Raw genomic sequence first — 22,708 nt, 5'->3', positions numbered from 1 at the left:
TAAATAGTTGGTGCTTCACAGACGATTCCTGGAGGAGGAATAATGCATCTGCTGCATATCGACTCGAGCATCCGCGGTGACTGGTCGGTCAGCCGGCGGCTCACCGCCCGCGCCGTCGACGCATGGCGTGCGGCGCACCCGGACGGCACAGTGACGTACCGGGACCTGGGTGCCGACCCGCTGCCGCACCTGGACTCGGAGGGCGGCCTGGCCCGGATGACGCCACCGGACCAGCACACCCCGGCGCAGCGCGAGTCCTGGGAGCTCAGCATCCGGATCGTCGACGAGGTCAAGCAGGCCGACGTGGTGCTGCTCGGGCTGCCGCTCTACAACTACGGTGTGCCCAGCAGCGTGAAGTCCTGGGTCGACCACCTGATCGTCGCCGGCCTCACCTACGACCCGACGACGCAGGAGGGCCTGCTCGGCGGCCGCGAGTTGGTGGTGCTGGCCACCCGTGGTGGCGGCTATGGCGAGGGCACCCCTCGCCATGGCTGGGACCACGCCGAGCAGTGGCTCCCGCACGGTCTGTCGATGACCGGCCTGGAGCCGCGCTTCATCGGCACCGAACTGACCCTGGCACCCTCGGTGCCGGCGATGGCCGAGCTGATCCCGCTGCACGAGGCGAGCCTCGCGGCGACCGAAAAGGAGATCGACAACCTCTGGACGCCGGCCAGCGCCCAGCGCTGAGGCAGCACCGGTACGACGAGAGAGCGGCCGCCCCCCGGATCGGGGACGGCCGCTCTCGTCAGTAACGACGGATCAGATGATGGTCCAGGTGTCGCCGCTGCCCAGCAGGCCGGCGAGCTGCTGCTCGGGGGTCTCGGTGACAGTCGCCTTGGCGGCCGCGAGCTGAGCCTGCACCACGCTGTCGTAGGACGGTCGGTCCACCGAGCGGAACACCCCGATCGGAGTGTTGCGCAGGTCCAGGCCGGGCAGCCGGGACAGCGCGAACGCGTACGCCGGGTCGGTCACCGTCGCGTCGTGCACGACGATCTCCTCGGGGCGGACCGAGCTGGTCTCCCGGACCTCCAGACCGAAGCCACCCGGCGGGTGCACCACGCAGAACCGCCCGTCGGCACCGAAGGTGATCGGCTGCCCGTGCTCCAGGCGGATCAGGTAGTCGTCCCGGGTCGACGGGTCCTTGAGCTGTTCGAACGCCCCGTCGTTGAAGATGTTGCAGTTCTGGTAGATCTCCACGAAGGCCGAGCCCTCGTGCTCCGCGGCGGCCCGCAGCACCGACTGGAGGTGCTTGCGGTCCGAGTCGATGGTGCGGCCGACGAAGCTGGCCTCCGCCCCGAGGGCGAGCGAGAGCGGGTTGAACGGGGCGTCCGCCGAGCCGGCCGGGGTCGACTTGGTGACCTTGCCGACCTCGGACGTCGGAGAATACTGGCCCTTGGTCAGACCGTAGATCCGGTTGTTGAACAGCAGGATCTTGAGGTTGACGTTGCGACGCAGCGCGTGGATCAGGTGGTTGCCACCGATGGAGAGCGCGTCGCCGTCGCCGGTGACCACCCAGACCGACAGGTCCGGCCGGGACACCGACAGGCCGGTCGCGATCGCCGGGGCCCGACCGTGGATCGAGTGCATCCCGTACGTGTTCATGTAGTACGGGAAGCGGGACGAGCAGCCGATCCCGGAGACGAAGACGGTGCGCTCCCGGGGGATGTTCAGCTCCGGCATGAACTGCTGGATGGCTGCCAGGATCGCGTAGTCACCGCAGCCGGGGCACCAGCGCACCTCCTGGTCGGACTTGAAGTCCTTGGCGGTGAGCTTGACGGCGACGGGCTCAGACATTCTTCAGCACCTCTTCCAGCGTCGTCTCCAGCTCGGCGGCCGTGAACGGCAGACCGCGGACCTGGTTGTAGCTGATCGCGTCGACCAGGTAGCGGGCCCGGATGACGTGGGCCAGCTGGCCCAGGTTCATCTCCGGGATGACCACCTTGTCGTACGAGCGGAGCACCTCACCGAGGTTGGCCGGCATCGGTGCCAGGTGCCGCAGGTGCGCCTGGGCGATGGAGAGGCCACGCTGGCGGACCCCGCGGCACGCCGCGCCGATCGGCCCGTACGTCGAGCCCCACCCGAGGACCAGCACCCGCGCGTCGCCGTCCGGGTCCTCCACCTCGATGTCCGGCACCGGGATGGTCTCGATCCGCGCGGCCCGGGTGCGCACCATGAAGTCGTGGTTGGCCGGGTCGTAGGAGATGTCCCCGGTCTTGTCGGCCTTCTCCAGACCGCCGATCCGGTGCTCCAGGCCCGCGGTGCCGGGGATCGCCCATGGCCGGGCCAGGGTCTCCGGGTCACGCAGGTAGGGCAGGAAGGTGGTGCCGTCCTCGCCGTTGGGCTTGGTGGCGAACTCGACCCGCAGGTCGGGCAGCGACTCCACGTCCGGCAGCAGCCACGGCTCGGAACCGTTGGCGACGTAGTTGTCGGACAGCAGGATCACCGGGGTGCGGTAGGTGAGCGCGATCCGGGCCGCCTCCAGCGCCGCGAAGAAGCAGTCCGACGGTGACCGGGGCGCGATCACCGCGACCGGCGCCTCGCCGTGCCGACCGTAGAGCGCCATGTTGAGGTCGGCCTGTTCGGTCTTGGTCGGCATGCCGGTCGACGGGCCGGCGCGCTGCACGTCCACGATCACCAGCGGCAGCTCCAGCGCCACCGCGAGCGAGATCGTCTCGCTCTTGAGCGCCACGCCGGGGCCGCTGGTGGTGGTCACCCCGAGCGACCCGCCGTAGGAGGCGCCCAGCGCGGCGCCGACGGCGGCGATCTCGTCCTCGGCCTGCACTGTGAGAACGCCGAAGCGCTTGTGCTTGCTCAGCTCGTGCAGGATGTCCGACGCGGGCGTGATCGGGTACGCGCCGAGGAAGACCGGAAGCCCGGAGCGGACCCCGGCGGCGACCAGCCCCAGCGAGAGGGCCGCGTTGCCGGTGATGTTGCGGTAGGTGCCCGGCTTCATCTTGGCCGGCTTGACCTCGTAGCGGACAGCGAAGTCCTCGGTGGTCTCGCCGAAGTTCCAGCCGGCCTTGAAGGCGGCGACGTTCGCGGCGACCAGCTCCGGACGGGCCGCGAACTTGCGCTCCAGGAAGCGCAGCGTCGACTCGTAGGGCCGGGAGTACATCCAGGAGAGCAGGCCGAGCGCGAACATGTTCTTCGACCGCTCGGCGTCCTTCTTGGACACCTGGTGGGCCGCGAGCGCGCCGACAGTCATCGAGGTCAGCGCCACCGGGTGCACCACGTAACCGGCCAGCGAGTCGTCGTCCAGCGGGCTGCTCTGGTAACCGACCTTGGCGAGGTTGCGCTTGGTGAACTCGTCGGTGTTGACGATGATGTCCGCGCCGCGCGGCAGATCGGCCAGGTTGGCCTTGAGCGCCGCCGGGTTCATCGCCACCAGCACGTTCGGCGCGTCGCCCGGCGTGAGGATGTCGTAGTCGGCGAAGTGCACCTGAAAGCTCGACACGCCGGGCAGGGTGCCGGCGGGAGCCCGGATCTCGGCGGGGAAGTTTGGCAGTGTGGAGATGTCGTTGCCGAGCTGCGCCGTCTCCGAGGTGAACCGGTCGCCGGTCAGCTGCATGCCGTCGCCGGAGTCACCGGCGAACCGGATGACCACCCGGTCGAGTTGACGGATCTGCTTGGTCACTGTGCCACCTTCGTTCGCGACTGCGGGGCTTGCCCGGCCACGGAACCTCCTCGACGCAACGCTTCACCGCACCGCCCCAGGCTGGTCCGGCCGCTGTCGTTCCTCTCCTGAGAGCCTACGTCTAAGGGAGCCCTAACCATCCCCGGAGGTCCGCCGACTGGGAACGGATCTGGATGCAAAATGCCCGCCTTTGCGGGGTTACGCACCGCCCGCCGTAATTCAGATCACCACCCCGGTCGCGCCGACGACCCCGGTCGCGCGGGCCGGGGTCGTCCGTCGATCAGTCGGCGGGGTTGGGCGCGGGCTCGGGCGGTGGGCCGCCGAGCCGGCGCCGCAGCGAGGTCGTGGCCAGCGTGAGGGCGAGCACCACCAGCAGCGTGGAGACCGCGATCAGGATGACAGCGGTGCGCTGTACCGAGGTCAACCCGCCGTCTCCGGTCGTGGCACCGGCGGGCAGTACGCCCTGCGAGCCGGTCGGCGCGGGTGGGGAGACCACCGGCGTGGCCAGTGCGGCTGCCGCGGTGATCCGGAAGCTCATCTGCACCCGCCGGGTCGGGCCGCTGCGTGGATCGAGTTGCCCGATCACGGCACCGGACAGCGGCGCTTCCCGCTGAGCCTGCGGCGTCGCCTCCACCGGCAGCTGCACCTCGGCGGTCGTGCCCGCCGGCACCAGGCCGGCGTCGCAGCGGGTACGCGTGGGGTCGATCGCCACGCAGCCGAGCGGTGGGGTCGGCACTGTCACCCCGGCCGGCAGGACGACGTCGACCCGGCCGGCGGCGTCCACCGCGCCGGTGTTGCCCAGCCGGAGTGTGAGGGTGCTGGGGCCGCCGCTGATGTCGAAGGCCACCTCGTCGGCGGCGAGCGCGATCCCGGGCACCGGCGGGCCCGCTGGGAAGAGCACCGCGAAGCCCTGGTCGTCGGTCGCCTCCCCTTCCGCTCCCGGCGCGTCCGCGATGACCTGGACCGAGCCGCTGAGCGGCATCTGCTTCCACGCCGTGCCGGCGACCCGCAGCCGCAGCACGGTGCTGAACCGGACGTCCGCTCCGGCGGTCCAGGCACCGCACCGGTACGTCCCACCACCGGCGGCGGCGCAGCCCTTCGTGCCGGCGTCGGTCAGCCCGACGGGCAGCGTGTACGAGAGTCGGATCTGTTCCGTTGTGGTGCCGGTGTTGTGCACGGTGACCTGGAGGGTGGCGGCCGTGCTCGGCGTGTTCCAGTACGCCTCGGTGAGGGTGACGTCGCCGGTGGTGACCTGCACGCCCAGCGGGCTCTGCGGCGGCGGGGCCGAACCCGGGGCGGGCGGGCGGACCGTCGGCCCCGGCGGTGTCGGCGGGGCGGGGGGCGCCGTCGGTGGCACCGGGGGAGCCGGGCTGGGCGGTCGGGTGGTGGCGCCCGGCGCGGGCGCGCTGGTGGTGGGCGCCGGCGGGACCTCCGGGGCGGTGGTCACCGGCGCCGGTGGTGTCGTCTCCGGTGGTGGCGCGGAGGTCTCCGGCGCCGGGCCGGTCGGCTCCGGTTCACCGCCCGGGTCCTCGGTCGGGGTGGGCTCCTCCGCCGGTGTGGTCGGGGGCTCCTCGCCTCCCGGCTCGTTGACCGGCTCGGCCGAGGTCGCGACCGGCTCCGCGTCCGGTGCGGCCGCGCTGGCCCAGGCCGGCCCCACGGCGAGCGCCGTGAGCAGGCCGAGCGCGAGCGCGGTCGCCAGCAGGGGCGTGGAACGCCGCCCCTCCGCCCGGTTACCGGGCGATGCCTTCACGCGGGACATCAATCCTCCGGTGACATGGGTGGGGGTCCAGTATTCGGTAACAGTTGCCCCGGAGCACTAGTCCCATCTGGAAACAAATCCGTAACGTGTTTGGGACGGCCCGTCCGGGCGGACGGTAGGCTGCCGACTGTGAACGGATACCTGGGCTCGTACGCGACGCTCGGGCTCCTGCTGCTCGCCAGCGTTCTCTTCTTCGTTACGGCGTTCTCGGCCAACCGGGTGTTACGCCCGGTGCGTCCGGCCGACCCGCCGGGCAAGCGGGCCAGCTACGAGTGCGGGCTCGACCCGGTCGGTGACGACTGGGCGCAGGTGCAGATCCGCTACTACGTGTACGCCTACCTCTACGTGCTGTTCGCGGTCGAGGCGGTGTTCCTCTTCCCCTGGGCGGTGGTCTTCGACCGGCCGGGCTTCGGTCTGGTGACGGTGGTGGAGATGGCGGTGTTCGTGGCCGTGCTCGCGCTCGGCATCCTCTACGCCTGGCGTAGGAACATCCTCCGCTGGACCTGAGCGCCACTGCTTCCGGCGATCGTGTCGGTCCCTCCGACCGTTCGCTGTCGGTTACGGCGACGACCGGTCAGGCGAGCCCTCGGCGGGTGGCGGTGGGCGGGCGGTCGCCTCGGATCGAGGCCACCATGTCCAGCACCCGGCGGGTCGGGCCGACCTGGTGGGCCCGGAAGACCCGGGCACCCAACCAGGCCGAGACGGCCGTCGCGGAGAGCGTCCCCTCCAGCCGTTCGGCCACCGGCAGGCCCAGCGTCTCCCCGATGAAGTCCTTGTTGGAGAGCGCCACCAGCACCGGCCAGCCGGTAGCGGTCAGCTCGTCCAGTCGGCGGGTGATCTCCAGCGAGTGCCGGGTGTTCTTACCGAAGTCGTGCGCCGGGTCGATGAGGATGCCGTCGGGGCGTACCCCTGCCGCCACCGCGCGCTCGGCGAGCCCGGTCACCGTCGCGACCACGTCGGCGACCACATCGGTGAAGGCGGCCCGGTGCGGCCTGGTCCGCGGCGTCAGCCCGCCGGCGTGCGAACAGACCAGGCCGGCGCCGGTCTGCGCGGCCACCCGGACCAACGCCGGGTCGACGCCCGACCAGGTGTCGTTGAGGAGGTCGGCGCCGGCCGCCACGGCCTCCGTCGCCACCTCGGCCCGCCAGGTGTCGATGGAGATCACCACGTCCGGAAACGCGGCTCGGACGGCGGCGATGGTGTCCACCGTGCGCCTGATCTCCTCGGCGACGTCCACGTCCGCGCCGGGGCCGGCCTTGACGCCGCCGATGTCGATGATGGCCGCGCCCTCGTCCACCGCCCGCTCCACCGCGCGCAGAGCGCTGTCGGCGGCGTAGGTGGCCCCGCGGTCGAAGAACGAGTCCGGCGTGCGGTTGATGATCGCCATCACCACCAGCTCGCCGGGGGCGAACGTGTGCCCACCCAGCCGAAGCGCCCCGGCCATGCCCGCCTCCTGCAAGTTCACGCCGCCGCCGCCGCGTCGGCCGGTCCCGACGCTAGTCGGTCGCCCGTCCACCATCCCGGGCGGGCGTCGGCACCGATCGTGATCGAGGCGGGTGGCGGGGTCGCTCCCGGCCGGCTGCCATGCCACGATCAGTACATGGGTCAGCTTCTGCTCCTCCTGGTCGTGGCGTTGACAGTCGCAGCGGTGATATTCGGTGTGACGGTGCTGGTCAGCGGGCGTGATCCCGGCCTGGTGCCGGCCGAACCGGATTCGCAGGCCGTGGCGTTGCCGGGCACCCGCCCGTTACGCGAATCCGACGTGGGGGCGGTCCGTTTCGACACCGGGTTGCGCGGGTACCGGATGGACCAGGTCGATAAGGCGTTGCGCCGTGCCGCCTACGACATCGGTTACAAGTCCGAGCTGATCGGCGTACTGGAGTCGGAGGTCATCGCCTTGCGTGAGGGGCGCACCGACGACGCGGACGTGCTGCGGCAGGCCCGCGAGCAGTCCGCCAGCAAGGTGACACCCGCGGACGCGACCGAGCCGGGCGAGGCGGTCGAGCCGGGCGGAGACGTGCCGCTGACCGGCGAGGCCGGCTCGGCCCCGGTCGGCTCGACGACTCCCGGCCCGTTCCCCGCCGCCAGCTCGTCCCCGGCGGATTCCGACGGAGTGGCGCCTGCCGCCGCGCCCGCCGACGACGAGTCGGCCGATCGTGAGCAGACCGCCGGCACCGACCAGCACGACGCGGTGGTTCGGTCGGAGTCGGCGTGACCGAGCCGGAGGGCGCTGACGATCTTCGCGAGGCGGCCCGACCCGGTGCCGGTGAGGTGACCGCCACGGTGATCGTCGAAGCCCCGGCGGAGCGGGTGTTCGCCGCGCTGCTCGCCTGGGAACGTCAGTCCGACTGGATCCCGTTCACCCGCGTCCGGGTGGTCGAGGGCGACGGCCGCGAGGGCAGCCGGATCGAGGCGGTGACCGCGCTCGGCCGGGCGACGCTGCGCGACGAGATGCTGGTGGTCCGGGTCGACGAGCCGTACGAGATCGGCGTCGTGCACCACGGCCAGCTGCTGCGCGGCCCGGGGGTGCTGCGCTGCACCCAGCTGGACCGGGACCGCACCCAGGTCGTCTGGCACGAGTGGTTCCACCTGCCGGGCGGTCGGGCCGGTCGACTGGCGTGGCCGGTGCTCTGGCCCGGCTCCAAGCTCGGCCTCACCCAGGCGCTGAAGAGGTTTGCCCGTCTGGTCGAGCAGGGCCGGCTGCCCTGACCGGGGAGCCCGGTGCCGGCTGCCAGCCCGGTGCGCGGAAGAGATGCCCGACCCGGTGCCGCCAGGTCACCGCGGCGCGCAGGTCCCGGGCGATCGAGGCGTACTCGTGGAAGGCCACGCGGACCGGGTTGTAGCTGCCGACGTTCTTGGTCAGGCCGTACACGCAACGTTCCCCTTCCGGCGCGAACGACCCGAAGAGCCGGTCCCAGACGATCAGGATGCCGCCGAAGTTGCGGTCCAGGTAGCTGCCCTGCGACGCGTGGTGCACCCGGTGGTGCGACGGGGTGTTGAACACCGCCTCGTACCAGCGCGGCATCTTCTCGATCCGCTCGGTGTGGATCCAGAACTGGTAGAGCAGGTTGACCGAGCCGCAGAACGCGACAACGGCCGGGTGGACGCCGGCCAGGATCAGCGGGATGTAGAACACCCAACTGGTCAGGGCGGTCCACGGCTGGCGCAGCGCGGTGGAGAGGTTGAACCGCTGCGACGAGTGGTGCACCACGTGCGAGGCCCAGAGGATGCGGATCACGTGGTGGCCGCGGTGCGACCAGTAGTAGCAGAAGTCCTGCGCGAGCAGGATCAGCGGCCAGGTCCACCAGAGCTCGGCGACCCGCAGCGGGGTGAGCGCGTAGAGCAGCGCGTACGCGGCGGCGATCGGCACCTTCCAGAGCAGGTCGGCGAAGATGCTGCCCAGCCCCATCGTCAGGCTGGTCGCGGTGTCGGCGCCGCCGTAGCCGACCTCGTCGTCGTCGCGGTGCAGCAGGTAGGAGATTCGCTCCAACACGATGAGAAGCACGAAGGCCGGGATCGACCAGGCGATGACGTCCGGGAACTCCTTCACCGCGCGGCCTCCGCTCGCCGTCACCGGTCGGGGCGCACCGTCGGGTGACCTCGACCTACCGGTCGGTAACAAGCACCATAGGCAGCCGGGCGGCCGGTGGCAATGGGGTGTCGGTGCGATGCCCTAGCGTGTACGAGGTGACTGACCTGGTGATCGGCGCCGACGGGCTGGCCCGCTGCGCCTGGGGGTCGAGCACCCCCGACTACGCCGTCTACCACGACACCGAGTGGGGGCGACCGCTGCGCGGAGACGACGCGCTCTACGAGCGGATGACGTTGGAGGCGTTCCAGTCCGGGTTGTCCTGGCTGACCATCCTGCGCAAGCGTCCGGCGTTCCGACTGGCCTTCGACGAGTTCCACATCCCGACCGTCGCCCGCTACGACGACGCCGACGTCACCCGGCTGCTCGCCGACGCCGGCATCGTCCGCAACCGGGCCAAGATCGAGGCGGCGATCGCCAACGCCCGCGCCGCACTGGAGCTGCCGGAGGGCCTGTCCGCGCTGCTCTGGTCCTTCGCGCCGGAGCCTCGGCCGACTCGTCCCGCCTCGTTCGCCGAGCTGGCGCCGATCACCCCGGAGTCGACAGCGATGGCCAAGGCACTCAAGAAGCGCGGCTTTCGGTTCGTCGGCCCGACCACCGCGTACGCGCTGATGCAAGCCACCGGGATGGTCGACGATCACATCGTCGGCTGTCACGTCACCGTCCCACCGGCGGCGTGATGAGATGGCAGGCATGACGACCGAGACCGCGCACCGGGCCGGTGCGGCCGGCAACGCCGACGGGGTGGGCACCTGGGCCGTGCTGCTGCCCGCCGAACGGTACGATGCCGAGCGGCTCGTACACCACGACGCGCTGGAGCTGACCGGGCTGACCGACGTCGCCCGGCCAGGGCCGGGCGACCAGGTGGCAGTGCTGGTCGACGCGCCGCCCCGGCTGGTGGCCCTCGGTCGGGTCACCGAGCCGGGACGACGCCACCGCGAGGACCCGGACGACCCGCAGTCCCCGGTCGAGCCGGGCACGCTCGTCGTCGCGTACACCCGGCGGGCCTTCGACGAGCCGGTGCCGGCCGACCTGCTGACGCTCGACGGGCCGGTGACCGCCGTGGAGCCGGCGGCCTTCCGGGCGCTGGCCGACCAGCTCGGCCCGCCCCGGGCGCGCCGCACCTGGCTGGTCAGCCTCGACCTGCCGATCGAGGCCGACACGCCGGCCGAGGCGGTGCGGCTCTTCTGGTCCTACGTGCAGGAGCTGGGCCCGCATGAGCTGCCCGCCTTCGTCTCGCCGGCCGGGGACGAGCTGGCCATGCAGGCGTTCGTGCTGGGCGAGCAGGCCAACCAGGACCCGGAAGAGGACGATTAGAAGAGCTTGTCCACCCGTCCCCGCCAGTCGGCGAGGACCGGGCCCGGGTCGGTGTCCAGCACCCGCTCCAGCAGCGTGGCGTAGACGTCCCGGAAGTCCGTGGTGTATTTCAGGTCGCCGTCGTCGAGGTCGGTGAGGCTCGGCGGTGCGCCGTGCCAGCCGCCCCGGACGCCCGCGCCGAGCAGCAGCACATCCGAGGCGGTGCCGTGGTCGGTGCCGTCGGAGGCGTTGGCGCGTACCCGACGGCCGAACTCGGAGTAGACCGCCACCACCACCTTCCGGCCCGCCTCGGTGCGACTCATCCGGTCGGCGAACCCGGTCAACGCCCGGTCCAGCTGACCCAGCAGCACCGCCTGCAACTGCTTCTCGTCGGCGTGCGTGTCGAAGCCGCCCAGCGACACGGAGAAGGCCCGGGTGGACACTCCCGCCTCGACGCACTGCGCGACCAGGTCCAGTTGGGCGTCCAGCGGAGTCTTCGCCCCGCCGGTGGCGGTCGCCGGCGCCTGCTCGCCGTCCGGGTCTGCCATGTCCGGGTTGTCGGAGTCGCGGACCTGGCGGATCATCTCGTCCACCGATCGCAGGTCGGCGAAGCAGGCGGCGGCCCGGGCTCGCGCGGCGGACTCACCAGGCTCGGCGGCTTCGAACGCGGTCAGCGTCTGCGCCGACAGCCCCTTGGCTGCCTTCCGGTCGGTCACCGGCACTGCCGCACCGGCGCTCTGCGCCCCGGCCAGCAGCGGCGGCAGCGCCGGCTCGAAGGAGACCGCCAGCCGGGGGTCGCCACCGGCACCGTCCAGCCACCGCCCGAGCCAGCCGGTGTTGCCGGGCCGGTCCGGTTGCGCCGTGTGCCAGATGTCCATCGAACGGAAGTGGCTGCGGTCCGGCTTCGGGTAGCCGACCCCACGCACGATCGCCAACCCACCGTCGGACCAGCGCTGGTGCAGGCCGGCCAGCGCCGGGTTGAGGCCGAAGTCGTCGTCCAACCGCCGCACCTCCCCGTCCGGGTACGCCAGCTCCGGGCGAGCCGCCCGGTAGGCCGGGTCGCCGTACGGAATGACCGTGTTGAGGCCGTCATTGCCGCCGTAGAGGGTCACCAGCACCAGCGTGCGGGACTGCGGGTCCCGGTCTCCGCTGGTGTCCAGCAGGTCCCGCAGACTGTACGCGCCGGCCCCGGCGGCCAACGCGCCCGCGCCGACCACCCCACTGGTCACCAGGAACCTGCGTCGGGTCACTGTGTCCATGTCGACTCCTCCGCTCAGCTGACTGTGTATTCGGGGCTGACCAGGCCGGCGGCGAGCAGTTTGCGGGGCTCACCGGCCAGCGGGGTGAGAGCGGCGCGGGTGCGCGCGCCCCAGCCGTCGACCACGAGCAGTCGGGCCAGCGCGTCCGGTCGCCCGGCGGTGGGTGCGGCGGTCAGCCGGGCCAGCACCGCTGGTGCCGTGGCGGCGGCGAGCACCCCGGCCGTCCGCAGCCGGGCCTGTAACGACGAGGTGGTCAGCCAGGCGGACCCGGCTGGCCAACCGCCCACGCTGGGTGGGCGCAGCGGCACCTGGTCCAGCGCGTTCAGACCGGCCAGCAACTGTTTGCGTTGCTGCTCGGGCAGCGCGGACGGACGGATACCGAGTTGCCGCAGCGCACCCACCAGCCACTCCACCGGCTGCTTCACCAGCGTGCCCCGGGTCTGCGCGAAGGCCGGTGCGGAGAAGAGCGCGCGTACTGTCGCGATGGTGTCCGCGCCGGCCAGGCCGTCCGGTGCCGGGGTCTCGGTGCCGGCATAGCGGAACCAGAGCCGACCGGCCACGAAGGTCGCGGCCGCCGGTTGGGCGGCCAGCAGACCGGCGTACGCCTCGGCGTCGAACCGGCCGCTCTGCCCGAGGATGCTCTTCTCGCCGGGGTCGTGCCGCTTGGGCTCGAAGCGGGCCGCACCGGTACGCCGGTCGACCACCCAGCCGGTCAGGGCCCGCGCGCCGGCCTTCACGTCGGCCTCGCTGTAGACGCCGATGCCGAGGGTGAACAACTCCATCAGCTCACGGGCCAGGTTCTCGTTCGGCGCCTTGCGGGTGTTCTTCTGCCCGTCCAGCCAGACGATCAGGGCAGGGTCGCGCACCATCGCGGCGACCAGCGGGCCCAGCGGCCCACGACCGTGCCGGCGCAGCGTCTCCAACTGGCCCACCATCAGCCGCGCCGACTTGACCTTCTGGGCGCTGGTCGCCCAGTGCCCGTGCCAGAAGAAGACCAACTTCTCGGTCAGCCCGTCCTCGGCGGCCACCATCCGGTTCAGCCACCACTCGGTGACCTGCTGGAGTTGCCTGCGGCGCTCCGCGTTGGCCTGCTGCCGTTGCTCGCGGGTGGAGTCCTTGGTCAGCCCGGCGTACGGGTCCGGGGGCAGCGTCGGAACCGGCGTGGCCGCCGCACCCCGGTCCGTCGCCGGCGGGGTGAGCAGCCGGTCCAGGGTCGCCGCCGTCCCGGCCCGCTCGGCCGCGTCCACCTCGTCGGCGGTCGGGCCGAAGGTGGCCCGGCGCAGCAGGTGCGCCACCGCTTCACGATCGCTCATACCGGCCGACGCTAGGCGGCCCGTGTTCGAGGACGGTAAGGGCGGCGTCCGGATCGCGTTCAGCGTCCCTCGAAGACCGGTTTCTGCTTGCCGACGAAGGCGAGGGTGGCCGCCCGGTGGTCGGCGGTGGCGCCGCAGATCGCCTGGGCCTGCGCCTCGGCGGCGAGGGCGTCGGCGAGGGTGCCGGCGTCGGCGATGGAGAGCTGTCGCTTGATCGCCCCGTACGCGACGGTCGGGCCGGCGGCGAGGCGGGCGGCCAGCTCCTGGGCGACGGGCAGGACCTGCTCGTCGTCGTCCGTCAACCGGTTGAGCAGGCCCAACCGGCAGGCCTCCTCGGCGCGGACCGGCTCGGCCAGCATCAGCAGCTCCACCGCCTTGGCGTGCCCGACCAGTCGCGGCAACGTCCAGGAGGCGCCGGTGTCGGCGGCGAGACCGACCTTGGCGAAGGCCATCAGGAAACTGGTGGTCGGACCGCCGATGCGGATGTCGGCCAGGAACGCCAACGACGCGCCCGCCCCGGCGGCCATCCCGCGGACCGCGGCGATCACCGGCTTGGGCAGGTTGGCGAGCCGGGCGGCGATCGGGTTGTAGTGCGCCCGCACGGTGCCCAGCGGATCATTGCCGGAGTTTTCCAGGGTGGCCACGTGCTCGCGCAGGTCCTGCCCGGCGCTGAACGACCCGCCGGCCCCGGCCAGGACCACCGCGCGGCAGGACCGGTCGGTCTCCAGCTCGGCGAGGGCGTCACGCAGCGCCTCCTTGAGCGCCACGTCGAGCGCGTTCATCGCCTTCGGCCGGTTCAGCGTGAGGGTGACGACGGCATCGGTCCGGTCGACCAGCAGCGGCTCGGTCACGTGTCTAACGACCCTTCTGTCGGACGATGCGGTTGCCGGCGTCGAGGCACTGTTCGACGTACCGGTCGGCGGCCGGACGCAGGCGGGCCGCGTGCCGGTCGAAGAAACTGGCCGCGGCGGTGCCGGGCCACCGCTCGGGCAGCAGCGCCGGGGGCAACTGCGGATCCTGGAAGAGGAACGTACGCCAGGCGTGCACGAGGCGGAACCGCGTCGCGTACGCCTCCTCGTCGCTGCTGCGTACGGTGACCGCGGCGAGCAGCGGGCGCTGGTCCGCGACGAACCGCTCGTAGGCGCGGCCGATCTCGGCCAGGTTCCAGGCGCGTCGGACCACGCCCATCGCGCCGGGGGTGCCGGAGAAGTGCGAGGCGGTGAACCGCTCGAACCGGATGCCGGTCTCGGCGAGGAGCAGGTCGACATCCTCGGCGGGGCGGGTGGCGACCCAGGTCTGCTCGTCGAGCGTCCCGTAGCCGAGGAAGCTCAGGTTGGCGGCGAGCCGCTGGCGGTCCCGCCGGGAGCCCGGGGCCTCCAACACCAGCAGATCGAACCGGCCGTCCCAGGTGACCCGGCCGGTCCGGTAGATCCGGGCCGCTGCCTCGTCGAGTCGGCGGGCAGCTTTCGGTGTGATCGAATATCCGGGTCCGGAGACCAACCGGAGGGGCTCGAGCCAGCCTTGGCGCACCATCCGGGAGACGGCGGTGCGAACTGCTGGCGGTGCGATTCCCAGCGGCGCCAGTAGCTTGACCAGGGCAGCAACCGGTGCCCGGCCACCCCTCGGACGGAGGTGGTCGCCGTACAGGTCGAAGAGTGCCGACCGTGCCTGCATGACCGCACATTGTGACAGGCCTTCTCAAGATAAGCTAGATGCTGTTACATCAATGCTGCTCCGGTTTGGGTCCGGCGGTGTTCATCAGGGAAAATCGTTGTTGACACCCCCGTGACCGTTGCGGGTGGTCGTGACGAAGTGGCTGTGGGGCAACCCACCGACCCTGGTGTAGGTCTGAGGGGAGACAACATGGCGGCGATGAAGCCGCGGACGGGCGACGGTCCGCTGGAAGTCACCAAGGAGGGGCGGGGCATCGTCATGCGGGTCCCGCTGGAGGGCGGTGGCCGGCTCGTCGTCGAGATGACTCCCGACGAGGCCAACGCGCTCGGTGACGCACTGAAGGCAGCGGCCGGCTGAGTAAGGAGTGCTCCGGGCGGCTCAGGCCGCCCGGAACGTTCTTCAGGCCCTGAGCCACCGGAACCACCGGTGGCTCAGGGCCTTCAACGCTGCGGGCAGGCGCGTTGGCCGCCGACCCGCGACACTTTCCTGGAGGTGCGGTTCCGCGTGCTCGCCATTCGTCTGATCGCCGAGCCCGACCGGCTCGACGTCCTCGTTCTGCCCGTCCGCTCCGCCGATTCGACGGCGGAAGGTGACACCTCGGCCGAGCCGGTACCGACCGCCGTGGCGGGCCCGGACGGCACGGCTGGCGAGGCGACCGCGCTGGTGTCAGCGGCCCGGCTGACCGGCCGAGCCGGCGAGATCCACACCCAGCTGCGCCCCGGGCGTACCCCCGGCCGGCTGCTACTGCTCGGCATCGGCGACGGCGACGAGGCGGCCTGGCGGGCGGCCGGCGCCGCCCTGGCCCGCTCAGCGTCAGCTGAGACGCATATCACCATCGCGCTGCCGGCCGAGGTGACCCCGGCCGCGGTTCGCGGGTTGACCGAGGGGCTGCTGCTCGCCCCGTACCGCTTCCGGCTCACCGAGGCCGGCGACCGACCGGCGCTCACCGCCGTCGACCTGCTGCTCGACGACCCCACCGGGTACGAGGACACCGTCGCCACGGCCCGAACCACGGCCGCGATGACGCATCTCGCCCGGGACCTGACCAACACCCCCTCCTCGGTGAAGACCCCGCAGTGGTTCGCCGACCAGGTGGCCACCGCCGCAGCCGACCTTCCGGACCTGCGGCTGCGGGTCCGTGGCCCGGCCGAGCTGACCACCGAGGGCTTCGGCGGGATCCTCGCCGTGGGCGGTGGCTCCGCCAGCGGACCGCGGCTGGTCGAGCTGGACTGGCACCCCGCCAACGCGCGCACCCACGTGGTGCTGATCGGCAAGGGCATCACCTTCGACACCGGCGGCATCTCGATCAAGCCGGTGGCGTCGATGAAGCTGATGCGCAAGGACATGGCCGGCGCGGCTGCGGTCGTCGCCGCCACGGTGGGCGCCGCCGCGCTGCGGCTGCCGGTCCGGATCACCACGTTGGCCCCGCTGGCCGAGAACATGGTCAGCGGCTCGGCGTTCCGCCCCGGCGACGTGATCCGGCACTACGGCGGTACGACCAGCGAGACGACCAACTCCGACGCCGAGGGTCGCCTGGTCCTCGCCGACGCGCTGGCGTACGCGGTGCAGCAGCTCAAACCGGACCTGCTGCTCGACCTGGCCACGCTCACCGGCGCGAACTCGGTGGCGCTGGGCAAGCGCACCGCCGCCCTGTACAGCGAGAACGACAAACTGGCCACCAGCGTGCTGGCGGCGGCCGAGGCGGCCGGCGAGTCGGCGTGGCGGATGCCGCTGCACACCGACTACGTCGAGTACCTCGGCAGCGAGATCGCCGACCTCTACAGCGCGCCCACCCAGGGTGCCGGTTCGGTGCTGGCCGCGCTCTACCTGCGCGAGTTCACCGGTGAACTACGAGACCGCTGGCTGCACCTGGACATGTCCGCCCCGTCCTGGGCCGACGGAGACCAGGCCGAGGTCAGCCGCGGCGCCACCGGTTGGGGCGTCCGCTCGCTGCTGCGCTGGCTCGCCGACGTCAACTAGGGCGCGGGTCAGAGCCTCGGCGCGACCGGGGCTCTGACCCGTCCTGGGCTCGAATCAGCACTTCACCGCGGCGAGCAGCCCGTGCCCGACCGGAAGCATCGCGGGGATCCAGTGCTCCGACTCCCGGACCGCTTTGATCGTTTCGCGAACCGTCACCGTCTCCGCGTCCCGGGCGGACGGGTCTCCGATCCGGCCGCTGGCCAGCACGCCGTTGAGCGCCAGCACTCCCCCCGGGCGCAACAGCCGCAGCGCCGCCTCCACGCAGGCGTGGAAGCCGGTCGCCTCCGCGTCCACGAAGACCAGGTCGTACGCACCGTCGGCGAGCCGGGGCAGCACGTCGAGCGCCCGACCGGTGATGATCCGGGTACGCCCGGCCGCGAAACCCGCCTCGGCGAAGATCCGCCGGGCGATCCGCTGGTGCTCCACCTCCACGTCGATGGTGGTGAGCACGCCGTCGACGCGCATGCCGCGCAGCAACCAGACACCGCTGACCCCGGTGCCGGTGCCGATCTCCACCACCGCACGGGCGTTGCCGGCGGCGGCCAGCAGCCGCAGCGCCGCCCCCGCGCCGGGCGTGACCGCGTCGAGGCCGACCTCCCGGGCCAGGCTGCGGGCGGTACGCAGAACGAGATCCTCGGTGACGTACGACTCGGCAAAATGCTGGGCCTGTGTCGTCGAACTGCCGGAACCGGCGACCGTGGCGATGGGGCACCTCCGGGGGCGGTGCGTGGTGCGGGGGCGGGTTGGCACTGTGAGCGTAGAGGCGACAGTCGTGGGGCGCGCAGCCGCGCCTCCGCCCGGAGCGATCACCGGGGCAACCGCTGACTGCACCGCGTCCATCCGTGCAATCCTGGAGGCGGTATCCCGTCAGCCGCGACCAGACCGGCCCGTGGCCGGGCGACGCGGCACGGGATCCGGGGACGGACTGGGAGGCACCACGTGACCGACGGCTGGGACTGGCGCCGGGGCGGTGAGACTCCGGCTCCGGCGCGACCGCCCGGGGCAGGAGCCCCGTCGGTGGGGCCGCCGACCATGCCGGGGGCTGACCGCCCGCCCCTCGGCCCGCCAGGCAGCGGGCCGGCACCGGGCTGGCCGGCGTCTTCCGGCGGACCGACACCCGCCTGGCAGCCGTCTTCCGGCGGACCGACACCGGCCTGGCCGGCGTCGGCTTCGGGCGGGCCAGGCCCTGCCGATGCGTCGGCCTGGTGGTCGGACGCGCTCGCCGACCCCTGGCGCGACCCGGCAGCCCCGACCGCTGTGGTGGTGTCCGGGGTGGTGGCTCCCGGCGCCGAGCCCGAGCCGGTCACCGATCCTGATGCGCCGGGCCGGCCGACACTGCGCCACCTGTTGCTCATTCCCGTGATCACCGCGCTGCTGGCCGGCACCCTCGGCGGTGCGTTGGGCTACGCGTTCGCGGTGCGCGGCGGCGCTGGTGCGGCGGTCCTCGGCGGTGCGCCCGCAGAGGTGCCGGCGCTGGCGCAGCGCAAACCGGAGTCGCTGGCCGGGGTCGCCGAACGGGTCCTGCCCAGCGTGGTCACCGTACGGGTGAGCAGCCTCGGCGGCACCAGTGAGGGCTCCGGTTTCATCGCCACCACCGACGGCCATGTGATCACCAACGACCATGTGGTGGCCGGCGGCACCGGCAAGGCATCGGTGGTCTTCAACGACGGCAGCACCGCGCCGGCGACCATCGTCGGCCAGGACGCGGAGTCGGACATCGCGGTGATCAAGGTGAGTCGTCCCGGGTTGCGACCCGTGGAGTTCGGCGACTCCGACGCGCTGGCGGTCGGCGACCCCGTGCTCGCCATCGGCTCGCCGTTGTCGCTGGCCAACACGGTCACCGCCGGCATCGTGAGTGCGCTGGACCGGACGATGCAGGCCGGTGAGCCGGGCGGCCCGGTGCGTTACTACGCGGCCATCCAGACCGACGCAGCCGTCAACCACGGCAACTCGGGTGGCCCACTCGTCGACGGCGCGGGCCGGGTGGTCGGAGTGAACTCCACCATCAAGTCACTGGTCGCCGAGGGGCAGGAGGCCGGCAACATCGGGCTCGCCTTCGCCATTCCGATCAACCAGGCCAAGCGGGTGACCCAGGACATCATCGGCACCGGCAAGGCCCGGCGTACGGTGATCGGCGCGCGGGCGGACGGCCCGACCGGGGTCGTCGGGGGCGGCCTGCGGCTGGCCGAGGTGGAGCCGTCCGGCCCTGCGGACGGTGCCGGACTGAAGGTCGGCGACGTGATCCTCAAGATCAACGGGCGGCCGATGACCGAGCCGACGGATCTGACCGCGTTGGTCCGCAAGTACGCGCCGGGTTCGATCGTGACCGTCGAGTATCGGCGGGGCTCCGCCCGGCAGAACACCTCGGTAACTCTCGCCGCGGACGCGAAGTGACTCAGCGCGGAAGTGAGGTGAACAGCGGCGCACCCCTTGCCCGAAAGCCGTCCACCGTGCGTAGTCTTGCTGCTGACGCCGAGAGGAGGCCCGCGGGATGCTCGACAACCTGAACTGGTGGGAGATCGGTGCGCTGCTGCTCCTGGCGCTGTTGATCTTCGGTGACCGGCTTCCCGCCGTGATCACCGACGGCCTGCGGCTGGTGCGAAATCTGCGCAACATGGCCCGCAACGCCACCGGTGACCTGAGCCGTGAGCTGGGCACCGACATCCAGCTGGAAGACCTGCACCCGAAGGCGTTCATCCGCAAGCACCTCCTCAGCGAGGAGGACGAGGCGGCGATCCGCAAGCCGTTGCAGGGCGTCTACGACAACCTGCGCGCGGACGTCAGCGGCGTGCACAACGACCTGAAGGACGTGGCCAACGCCGCCGACCTGCGGTCGAACGGCAATTCGCCCGCCAGCACGGTCACCAGCACTTCGTCGGCCCCGGCCCCTCGGGCCAGCTACGACGACGCCACCTGACCGACTCGCCGCGCTTGCCTTGATCAACTCGGTTTCCAGGAAGTCGGCCCGTCAAACGGCGCGGGATACCCCGATTTCCAGAAACCCGAGTCGACCATGCGGCCAGCGCCTGGCGGACTACGGACCGGTCAGCGACCGGCGGGCTTGAGACCGAGCGGCTTGCCGAGCAGTGATTCGCGGCGCAGGGCGAGCCGGTCGGCGACCGTGCCGAGCGCCTGAGCGGCCGGGGACTCCGGCTCGGCCAGCACGATCGGGTTGCCGGCGTCGCCGGCCTCGCGGACCCGGGTGTCCAGTGGGATCTGACCGAGCAGCGGCACCTGCGCGCCGATGGTCCGGCTCAGCGACTCGGCCACCGCCTCACCACCGCCGGCGCCGAAGATCTCCATCCGGGAGCCGTCCGGCAGCTCCAGCCAGGACATGTTCTCGATGACGCCGACCACTCGCTGGTGGGTCTGCAGGGCGATCGCCCCGGCCCGCTCCGCGACCTCGGCGGCGGCGGTCTGCGGGGTGGTGACGATCAGGATCTCCGAGTTGGGCAGCAACTGGGCCAGCGAGATGGCCACGTCACCCGTGCCCGGCGGCAGGTCGAGCAGGAGCACGTCCAGGTCGCCCCAGTAGACGTCGGCCAGGAACTGCTGCAACGCCCGGTGCAGCATCGGGCCGCGCCACACGACTGCGGCGTTGCCGGACGTGAACATGCCAATCGAGATCACCTTCACGCCGTGCGACTGCGGCGGCATGATCATGTCTTCGACCCGGGTGGGTCGCGCCTCGGTGCCGAGCATCCGAGGCACCGAGTGGCCGTAGATGTCGGCGTCGACGACCCCGACGGAGAGCCCACGGGCGGCGAGCGCCGCCGCCAGGTTGACGGTGACGCTGGACTTGCCGACGCCACCCTTGCCGCTGGCCACCGCGTACACGCGGGTGCGCGAGCCGGGCTGGGCGAACGGGATGACGGGCTCCTCGGTGGCGCCGCCGCCGCGCAGCTGCGACTGCAACGACTGCCGCTGCTCGGGGGTCATCACCCCGAAGTCGATCTCAACGCCGGTGACTCCGGGCACCGAGGCGACGGCGGCGGTGATGTCCGTACGCAGCTTGTCCTTCAGCGGGCAGCCGGCGACGGTGAGCAGCAGCTCGACGCGGACCACACCGCTGGCACCGATCGTGGCGGAGCGGACCATGCCCAGCTCGGTGATGGGCCGGCGGATCTCCGGGTCGTTGACGGTGGCCAGGGCGGCCTGGATCGCGTCCTCGACGGTGCTCACGGGTGCTGACATGCCCGCAATGCTACGTCGCGGGGCATCCGTTGCCGCCGCTGCCCAGGGCGGTGTGAGCCAATCGATGACCCGTCGGTCAGCTCTCCGACCGGCGCGGGCCGGTGCCGTCCGGCCGGGCGTTGCGGGTGAAGTCGCCGTCCAGGTCGTCGCGGGGTTCTTCCAGGCCGACGCCGTCGGTCGGCCGCTGGCCACGTCGCTCCTGCCTGTTGTCCTTCTCCTGCTGGCGGCGCTCCAGCCGCTGCCGGCGTTGCCCCACCTCGTCCAGTTCCTCGGCCAGCCGGCTCAGCTCGGAGCGGAGGAAGTCGCGGGTGGCGACCTCGCCGAGCGCGATCCGCAGGGCCGCGATCTCCCGGGCCAGGTACTCGGTGTCCGCCTTCTGCGCGGTGGCTCGCCGCCGGTCCTCCTCCAGGGCCACCCGGTCCCGGTCGGCCTGCCGGTTCTGGGCCAGCAGGATCAGCGGGGCCGCGTAGCTGGCCTGCAACGACAGCACCAGGGTCAGGAACGTGAAGGTGTACGGGTCGAAGCGCAGGTTCGCCGGGGCAAGGGTGTTCCAGACGAACCAGATCGCGATCACCACAGTCATGACGACGATGAAGTTCGCGGTGCCCATGCCCCGGGCGATGCCCTCGGACCATCGACCGAACGCCTCCGCGTCGAACCGGGGCAGCTTGATGCCCCGGGGCTCGCGTGGCTGGTCGAGGCGCTCCGTCCGACGCTGGTCAGCCATCCGTGCCGTCCAGCGCGGGGTCGGTGGTGCCCGGGGCGACGAGGGCGTCGCGGTCCCGCCAGTCCCGGGGCAGCGAGTGGTCCAGCACGTCGTCCACCGTCACGGCACCGACCAGCCGGTTGTTGCGGTCGATCACCGGCATGGCGACCAGGTCGTAGGTGGCCATCCGGCGGGTGATCTCCGGCAGCGGCGTGGTGGGGCGCAGCGGGTCGATGTCGTTGACCACCACCTTGCCCAGCAGGTCGGCCGGGGGTTCGCGCAGCAGCGCCTGGAAGTGCACCATTCCCAGGTACCGGCCGGTCGGCGTGTTCTGCGGTGCCCGGGTCACGAAGACCTGCGCGGCCACGGCGGGGGAGAGCTGTGGCTCCCGGATCCGGGCCAGCGCCTCGGCGACTGTGGCGTCCGGCGGCAGGATGACCGGTTCGGAGGTCATCACACTGCCCGCCGTGCCGGGGGTGTACTTGAGCAGTTGGCGTACCGGGTCGGCCTCGTCCGGCTCCATCAGGTCCAGCAGCACGTCCTGCTCGGGTGGGGGCAGTTCGTTGAGCAGGTCCGCGGCGTCGTCCGGGTCCATCTCCTCCAGGACGTCGGCGGCCCGCTCCCGGTCGAGGGCGGCGAGGATCTCCACCTGGTCGTGCTCCGGCAGCTCGCTGAGCACGTCGGCCAGTCGCTCGTCGTCCAGCGCGGCGGCGACCTCGTTGCGTCGCGCGTCGGGCAGATCCTGCAACGCGTTCGCCAGGTCGGCGGGGCGCATGTCCTCCAGGACGGCGAGCAGGTTCGCCGTACCCCGGTTGTCGGCGATGCCGCTGAGCCCGCGCACCCGGTCCCACTCGACCTGGTGCAGGTGGCCGCGGCGGCTGAGCCGACCGGTCTGTTCGCGTACGGCGACACGGGTCAGCGACCACTCCCCACCCCGGGTGCACTCCATCGCGACGTCCACGACGGCGCCGGGCTGGCCGCCGGGGTCGAGTTGCACCCGCCGGTCGAGCAGTTCCTGGAGCACCAGCAGCTCGTTCGGACGTTTCTCGAACCGGCGCAGGTTGAGGGTGCCGGACCCGAGCACGACGGCGTCCGCGTCGATGGAGGTGATCCGGTTGATGGACAGGAAGATCCGACGACGCATCGGCATCTCGGCGACGAGGCCCACCACCTCCGGTGGACGCTTCGTCGCCCGCAGCCGTGCCACGGCGTCACGAACCCGGCCCACCTGATCGCCGTTCGGGTCGAAGACGGCGACTCCGGCGAGACGGGCGATGTAGACCCGGGTCGGCGTACTCACGGGC

General features: G+C 72.0%; 23 protein-coding genes. 10 read left to right on the top strand and 13 right to left on the bottom strand.

Annotated features, from left to right (window positions below; translation table 11 throughout):
• Positions 1 to 42: 42 nt before the first annotated feature.
• Positions 43 to 687 (top strand): NAD(P)H-dependent oxidoreductase, encoded by a 645-nt coding sequence (locus ACGF3C_RS01175; RefSeq protein ID WP_357221856.1) that lies wholly within the window; start codon positions 43 to 45, stop codon positions 685 to 687.
• A gap of 72 nt (positions 688 to 759) precedes the next feature.
• Here ACGF3C_RS01175 and ACGF3C_RS01170 read toward each other — a convergent pair whose 3' ends face one another.
• From ACGF3C_RS01170 to ACGF3C_RS01160, 3 genes are all read right to left on the bottom strand, one after another.
• Positions 760 to 1,794 (bottom strand): 2-oxoacid:ferredoxin oxidoreductase subunit beta, encoded by a 1,035-nt coding sequence (locus tag ACGF3C_RS01170; protein WP_357221853.1) that lies wholly within the window; start codon positions 1,792 to 1,794, stop codon positions 760 to 762.
• On the bottom strand, positions 1,787 to 3,634 hold the full coding sequence (locus ACGF3C_RS01165) for a 2-oxoacid:acceptor oxidoreductase subunit alpha (protein ID WP_196920913.1): 1,848 nt from the start codon (positions 3,632 to 3,634) through the stop codon (positions 1,787 to 1,789). The genes ACGF3C_RS01170 and ACGF3C_RS01165 overlap by 8 nt, the downstream gene beginning before the upstream one ends.
• Before the next feature lie 280 nt (positions 3,635 to 3,914).
• Positions 3,915 to 5,393 (bottom strand): hypothetical protein, encoded by a 1,479-nt coding sequence (locus ACGF3C_RS01160; protein ID WP_357221851.1) that lies wholly within the window; start codon positions 5,391 to 5,393, stop codon positions 3,915 to 3,917.
• A 129-nt stretch (positions 5,394 to 5,522) separates the two neighbouring features.
• On the opposite strand from ACGF3C_RS01160, the gene ndhC reads away from it, so the two are divergent.
• Positions 5,523 to 5,900, top strand: coding sequence for an NADH-quinone oxidoreductase subunit A (ndhC, locus tag ACGF3C_RS01155; protein WP_357221849.1), 378 nt, complete (start codon positions 5,523 to 5,525; stop codon positions 5,898 to 5,900).
• A gap of 67 nt (positions 5,901 to 5,967) precedes the next feature.
• Here the strand turns inward: ndhC and folP are convergent, their stop codons facing one another.
• Positions 5,968 to 6,837 (bottom strand): dihydropteroate synthase, encoded by an 870-nt coding sequence (gene folP, locus ACGF3C_RS01150; protein ID WP_357221847.1) that lies wholly within the window; start codon positions 6,835 to 6,837, stop codon positions 5,968 to 5,970.
• 156 nt (positions 6,838 to 6,993) lie between these two features.
• Here folP and ACGF3C_RS01145 point away from each other — a divergent pair, with 156 nt between their 5' ends.
• Together ACGF3C_RS01145 and ACGF3C_RS01140 are read left to right on the top strand one after the other, a co-directional pair.
• On the top strand, positions 6,994 to 7,608 hold the full coding sequence (locus ACGF3C_RS01145) for a DivIVA domain-containing protein (protein WP_393217619.1): 615 nt from the start codon (positions 6,994 to 6,996) through the stop codon (positions 7,606 to 7,608).
• Positions 7,605 to 8,102 (top strand): SRPBCC family protein, encoded by a 498-nt coding sequence (locus ACGF3C_RS01140; RefSeq protein ID WP_355005087.1) that lies wholly within the window; start codon positions 7,605 to 7,607, stop codon positions 8,100 to 8,102. The genes ACGF3C_RS01145 and ACGF3C_RS01140 overlap by 4 nt, the downstream gene beginning before the upstream one ends.
• Here the strand turns inward: ACGF3C_RS01140 and ACGF3C_RS01135 are convergent.
• Entirely contained in the window at positions 8,047 to 8,967 is a 921-nt protein-coding gene (locus ACGF3C_RS01135; protein WP_393217616.1) for a sterol desaturase family protein, read from the bottom strand. The two genes, ACGF3C_RS01140 and ACGF3C_RS01135, sit on opposite strands and share 56 nt — an antisense overlap.
• A 113-nt stretch (positions 8,968 to 9,080) precedes the next feature.
• On the opposite strand from ACGF3C_RS01135, the gene ACGF3C_RS01130 reads away from it, so the two are divergent.
• Together ACGF3C_RS01130 and ACGF3C_RS01125 are read left to right on the top strand one after the other, a co-directional pair.
• Positions 9,081 to 9,662: a DNA-3-methyladenine glycosylase I gene (locus tag ACGF3C_RS01130; protein WP_357195534.1), complete on the top strand. Its 582-nt coding sequence runs from the start codon at positions 9,081 to 9,083 to the stop codon at positions 9,660 to 9,662.
• A 13-nt stretch (positions 9,663 to 9,675) separates the two neighbouring features.
• Positions 9,676 to 10,299 (top strand): hypothetical protein, encoded by a 624-nt coding sequence (locus tag ACGF3C_RS01125; protein WP_393217613.1) that lies wholly within the window; start codon positions 9,676 to 9,678, stop codon positions 10,297 to 10,299.
• Here the strand turns inward: ACGF3C_RS01125 and ACGF3C_RS01120 are convergent.
• The 4 genes from ACGF3C_RS01120 to ACGF3C_RS01105 are packed head-to-tail and all read right to left on the bottom strand — an operon-like array spanning position 10,296 to position 14,524.
• Complete coding sequence (locus tag ACGF3C_RS01120; protein ID WP_357221841.1) at positions 10,296 to 11,537, bottom strand: DUF1501 domain-containing protein; 1,242 nt, start codon at positions 11,535 to 11,537, stop codon at positions 10,296 to 10,298. The genes ACGF3C_RS01125 and ACGF3C_RS01120 overlap by 4 nt on opposite strands.
• A 14-nt stretch (positions 11,538 to 11,551) precedes the next feature.
• The gene (locus ACGF3C_RS01115) at positions 11,552 to 12,850 is read right to left on the bottom strand and encodes a DUF1800 family protein (RefSeq protein ID WP_393217611.1); all 1,299 of its coding nucleotides are present in this window, start codon (positions 12,848 to 12,850) and stop codon (positions 11,552 to 11,554) included.
• 59 nt (positions 12,851 to 12,909) lie between these two features.
• The gene (locus tag ACGF3C_RS01110; protein ID WP_355005093.1) at positions 12,910 to 13,701 is read right to left on the bottom strand and encodes an enoyl-CoA hydratase-related protein; all 792 of its coding nucleotides are present in this window, start codon (positions 13,699 to 13,701) and stop codon (positions 12,910 to 12,912) included.
• 4 nt (positions 13,702 to 13,705) lie between these two features.
• A complete protein-coding gene (locus tag ACGF3C_RS01105; protein ID WP_091394799.1) occupies positions 13,706 to 14,524 on the bottom strand; it encodes a PaaX family transcriptional regulator C-terminal domain-containing protein in 819 nt (272 codons plus the stop codon).
• Positions 14,525 to 14,713: 189 nt separating this feature from the next.
• Between ACGF3C_RS01105 and ACGF3C_RS01100 the strand changes: the two genes are divergently transcribed.
• Positions 14,714 to 14,881, top strand: coding sequence for a DUF3117 domain-containing protein (locus ACGF3C_RS01100; protein ID WP_007455245.1), 168 nt, complete (start codon positions 14,714 to 14,716; stop codon positions 14,879 to 14,881).
• A 147-nt stretch (positions 14,882 to 15,028) separates the two neighbouring features.
• Positions 15,029 to 16,504 (top strand): leucyl aminopeptidase family protein, encoded by a 1,476-nt coding sequence (locus ACGF3C_RS01095; RefSeq protein ID WP_393217608.1) that lies wholly within the window; start codon positions 15,029 to 15,031, stop codon positions 16,502 to 16,504.
• 54 nt (positions 16,505 to 16,558) lie between these two features.
• Here ACGF3C_RS01095 and ACGF3C_RS01090 read toward each other — a convergent pair whose 3' ends face one another.
• Positions 16,559 to 17,128, bottom strand: a complete 570-nt coding sequence (locus ACGF3C_RS01090) for an O-methyltransferase (protein ID WP_393219035.1) — start codon at positions 17,126 to 17,128, stop codon at positions 16,559 to 16,561.
• 315 nt (positions 17,129 to 17,443) lie between these two features.
• On the opposite strand from ACGF3C_RS01090, the gene ACGF3C_RS01085 reads away from it, so the two are divergent.
• The gene (locus ACGF3C_RS01085) at positions 17,444 to 18,898 is read left to right on the top strand and encodes a trypsin-like peptidase domain-containing protein (protein WP_357221836.1); all 1,455 of its coding nucleotides are present in this window, start codon (positions 17,444 to 17,446) and stop codon (positions 18,896 to 18,898) included.
• A gap of 97 nt (positions 18,899 to 18,995) precedes the next feature.
• The gene (locus ACGF3C_RS01080) at positions 18,996 to 19,421 is read left to right on the top strand and encodes a preprotein translocase subunit TatB (RefSeq protein ID WP_393217605.1); all 426 of its coding nucleotides are present in this window, start codon (positions 18,996 to 18,998) and stop codon (positions 19,419 to 19,421) included.
• A gap of 128 nt (positions 19,422 to 19,549) precedes the next feature.
• On the opposite strand, the gene ACGF3C_RS01075 is transcribed toward ACGF3C_RS01080, so the two are convergent.
• From ACGF3C_RS01075 to ACGF3C_RS01065, 3 genes are all read right to left on the bottom strand, one after another.
• Positions 19,550 to 20,698 (bottom strand): Mrp/NBP35 family ATP-binding protein, encoded by a 1,149-nt coding sequence (locus ACGF3C_RS01075; RefSeq protein WP_357221833.1) that lies wholly within the window; start codon positions 20,696 to 20,698, stop codon positions 19,550 to 19,552.
• A 76-nt stretch (positions 20,699 to 20,774) separates the two neighbouring features.
• Complete coding sequence (locus tag ACGF3C_RS01070; protein ID WP_357221831.1) at positions 20,775 to 21,425, bottom strand: DUF1003 domain-containing protein; 651 nt, start codon at positions 21,423 to 21,425, stop codon at positions 20,775 to 20,777.
• A complete protein-coding gene (locus ACGF3C_RS01065; RefSeq protein ID WP_355005098.1) occupies positions 21,418 to 22,704 on the bottom strand; it encodes a magnesium transporter MgtE N-terminal domain-containing protein in 1,287 nt (428 codons plus the stop codon). Before ACGF3C_RS01065 ends, ACGF3C_RS01070 begins: the two co-directional genes overlap by 8 nt.
• Positions 22,705 to 22,708 lie beyond the last annotated feature (4 nt).

Source organism: Micromonospora sp. NPDC047762, from assembly GCF_043204655.1.
Lineage (GTDB): Bacteria > Actinomycetota > Actinomycetes > Mycobacteriales > Micromonosporaceae > Micromonospora.
This window is presented reverse-complemented; position numbering and strand designations above follow the sequence as displayed.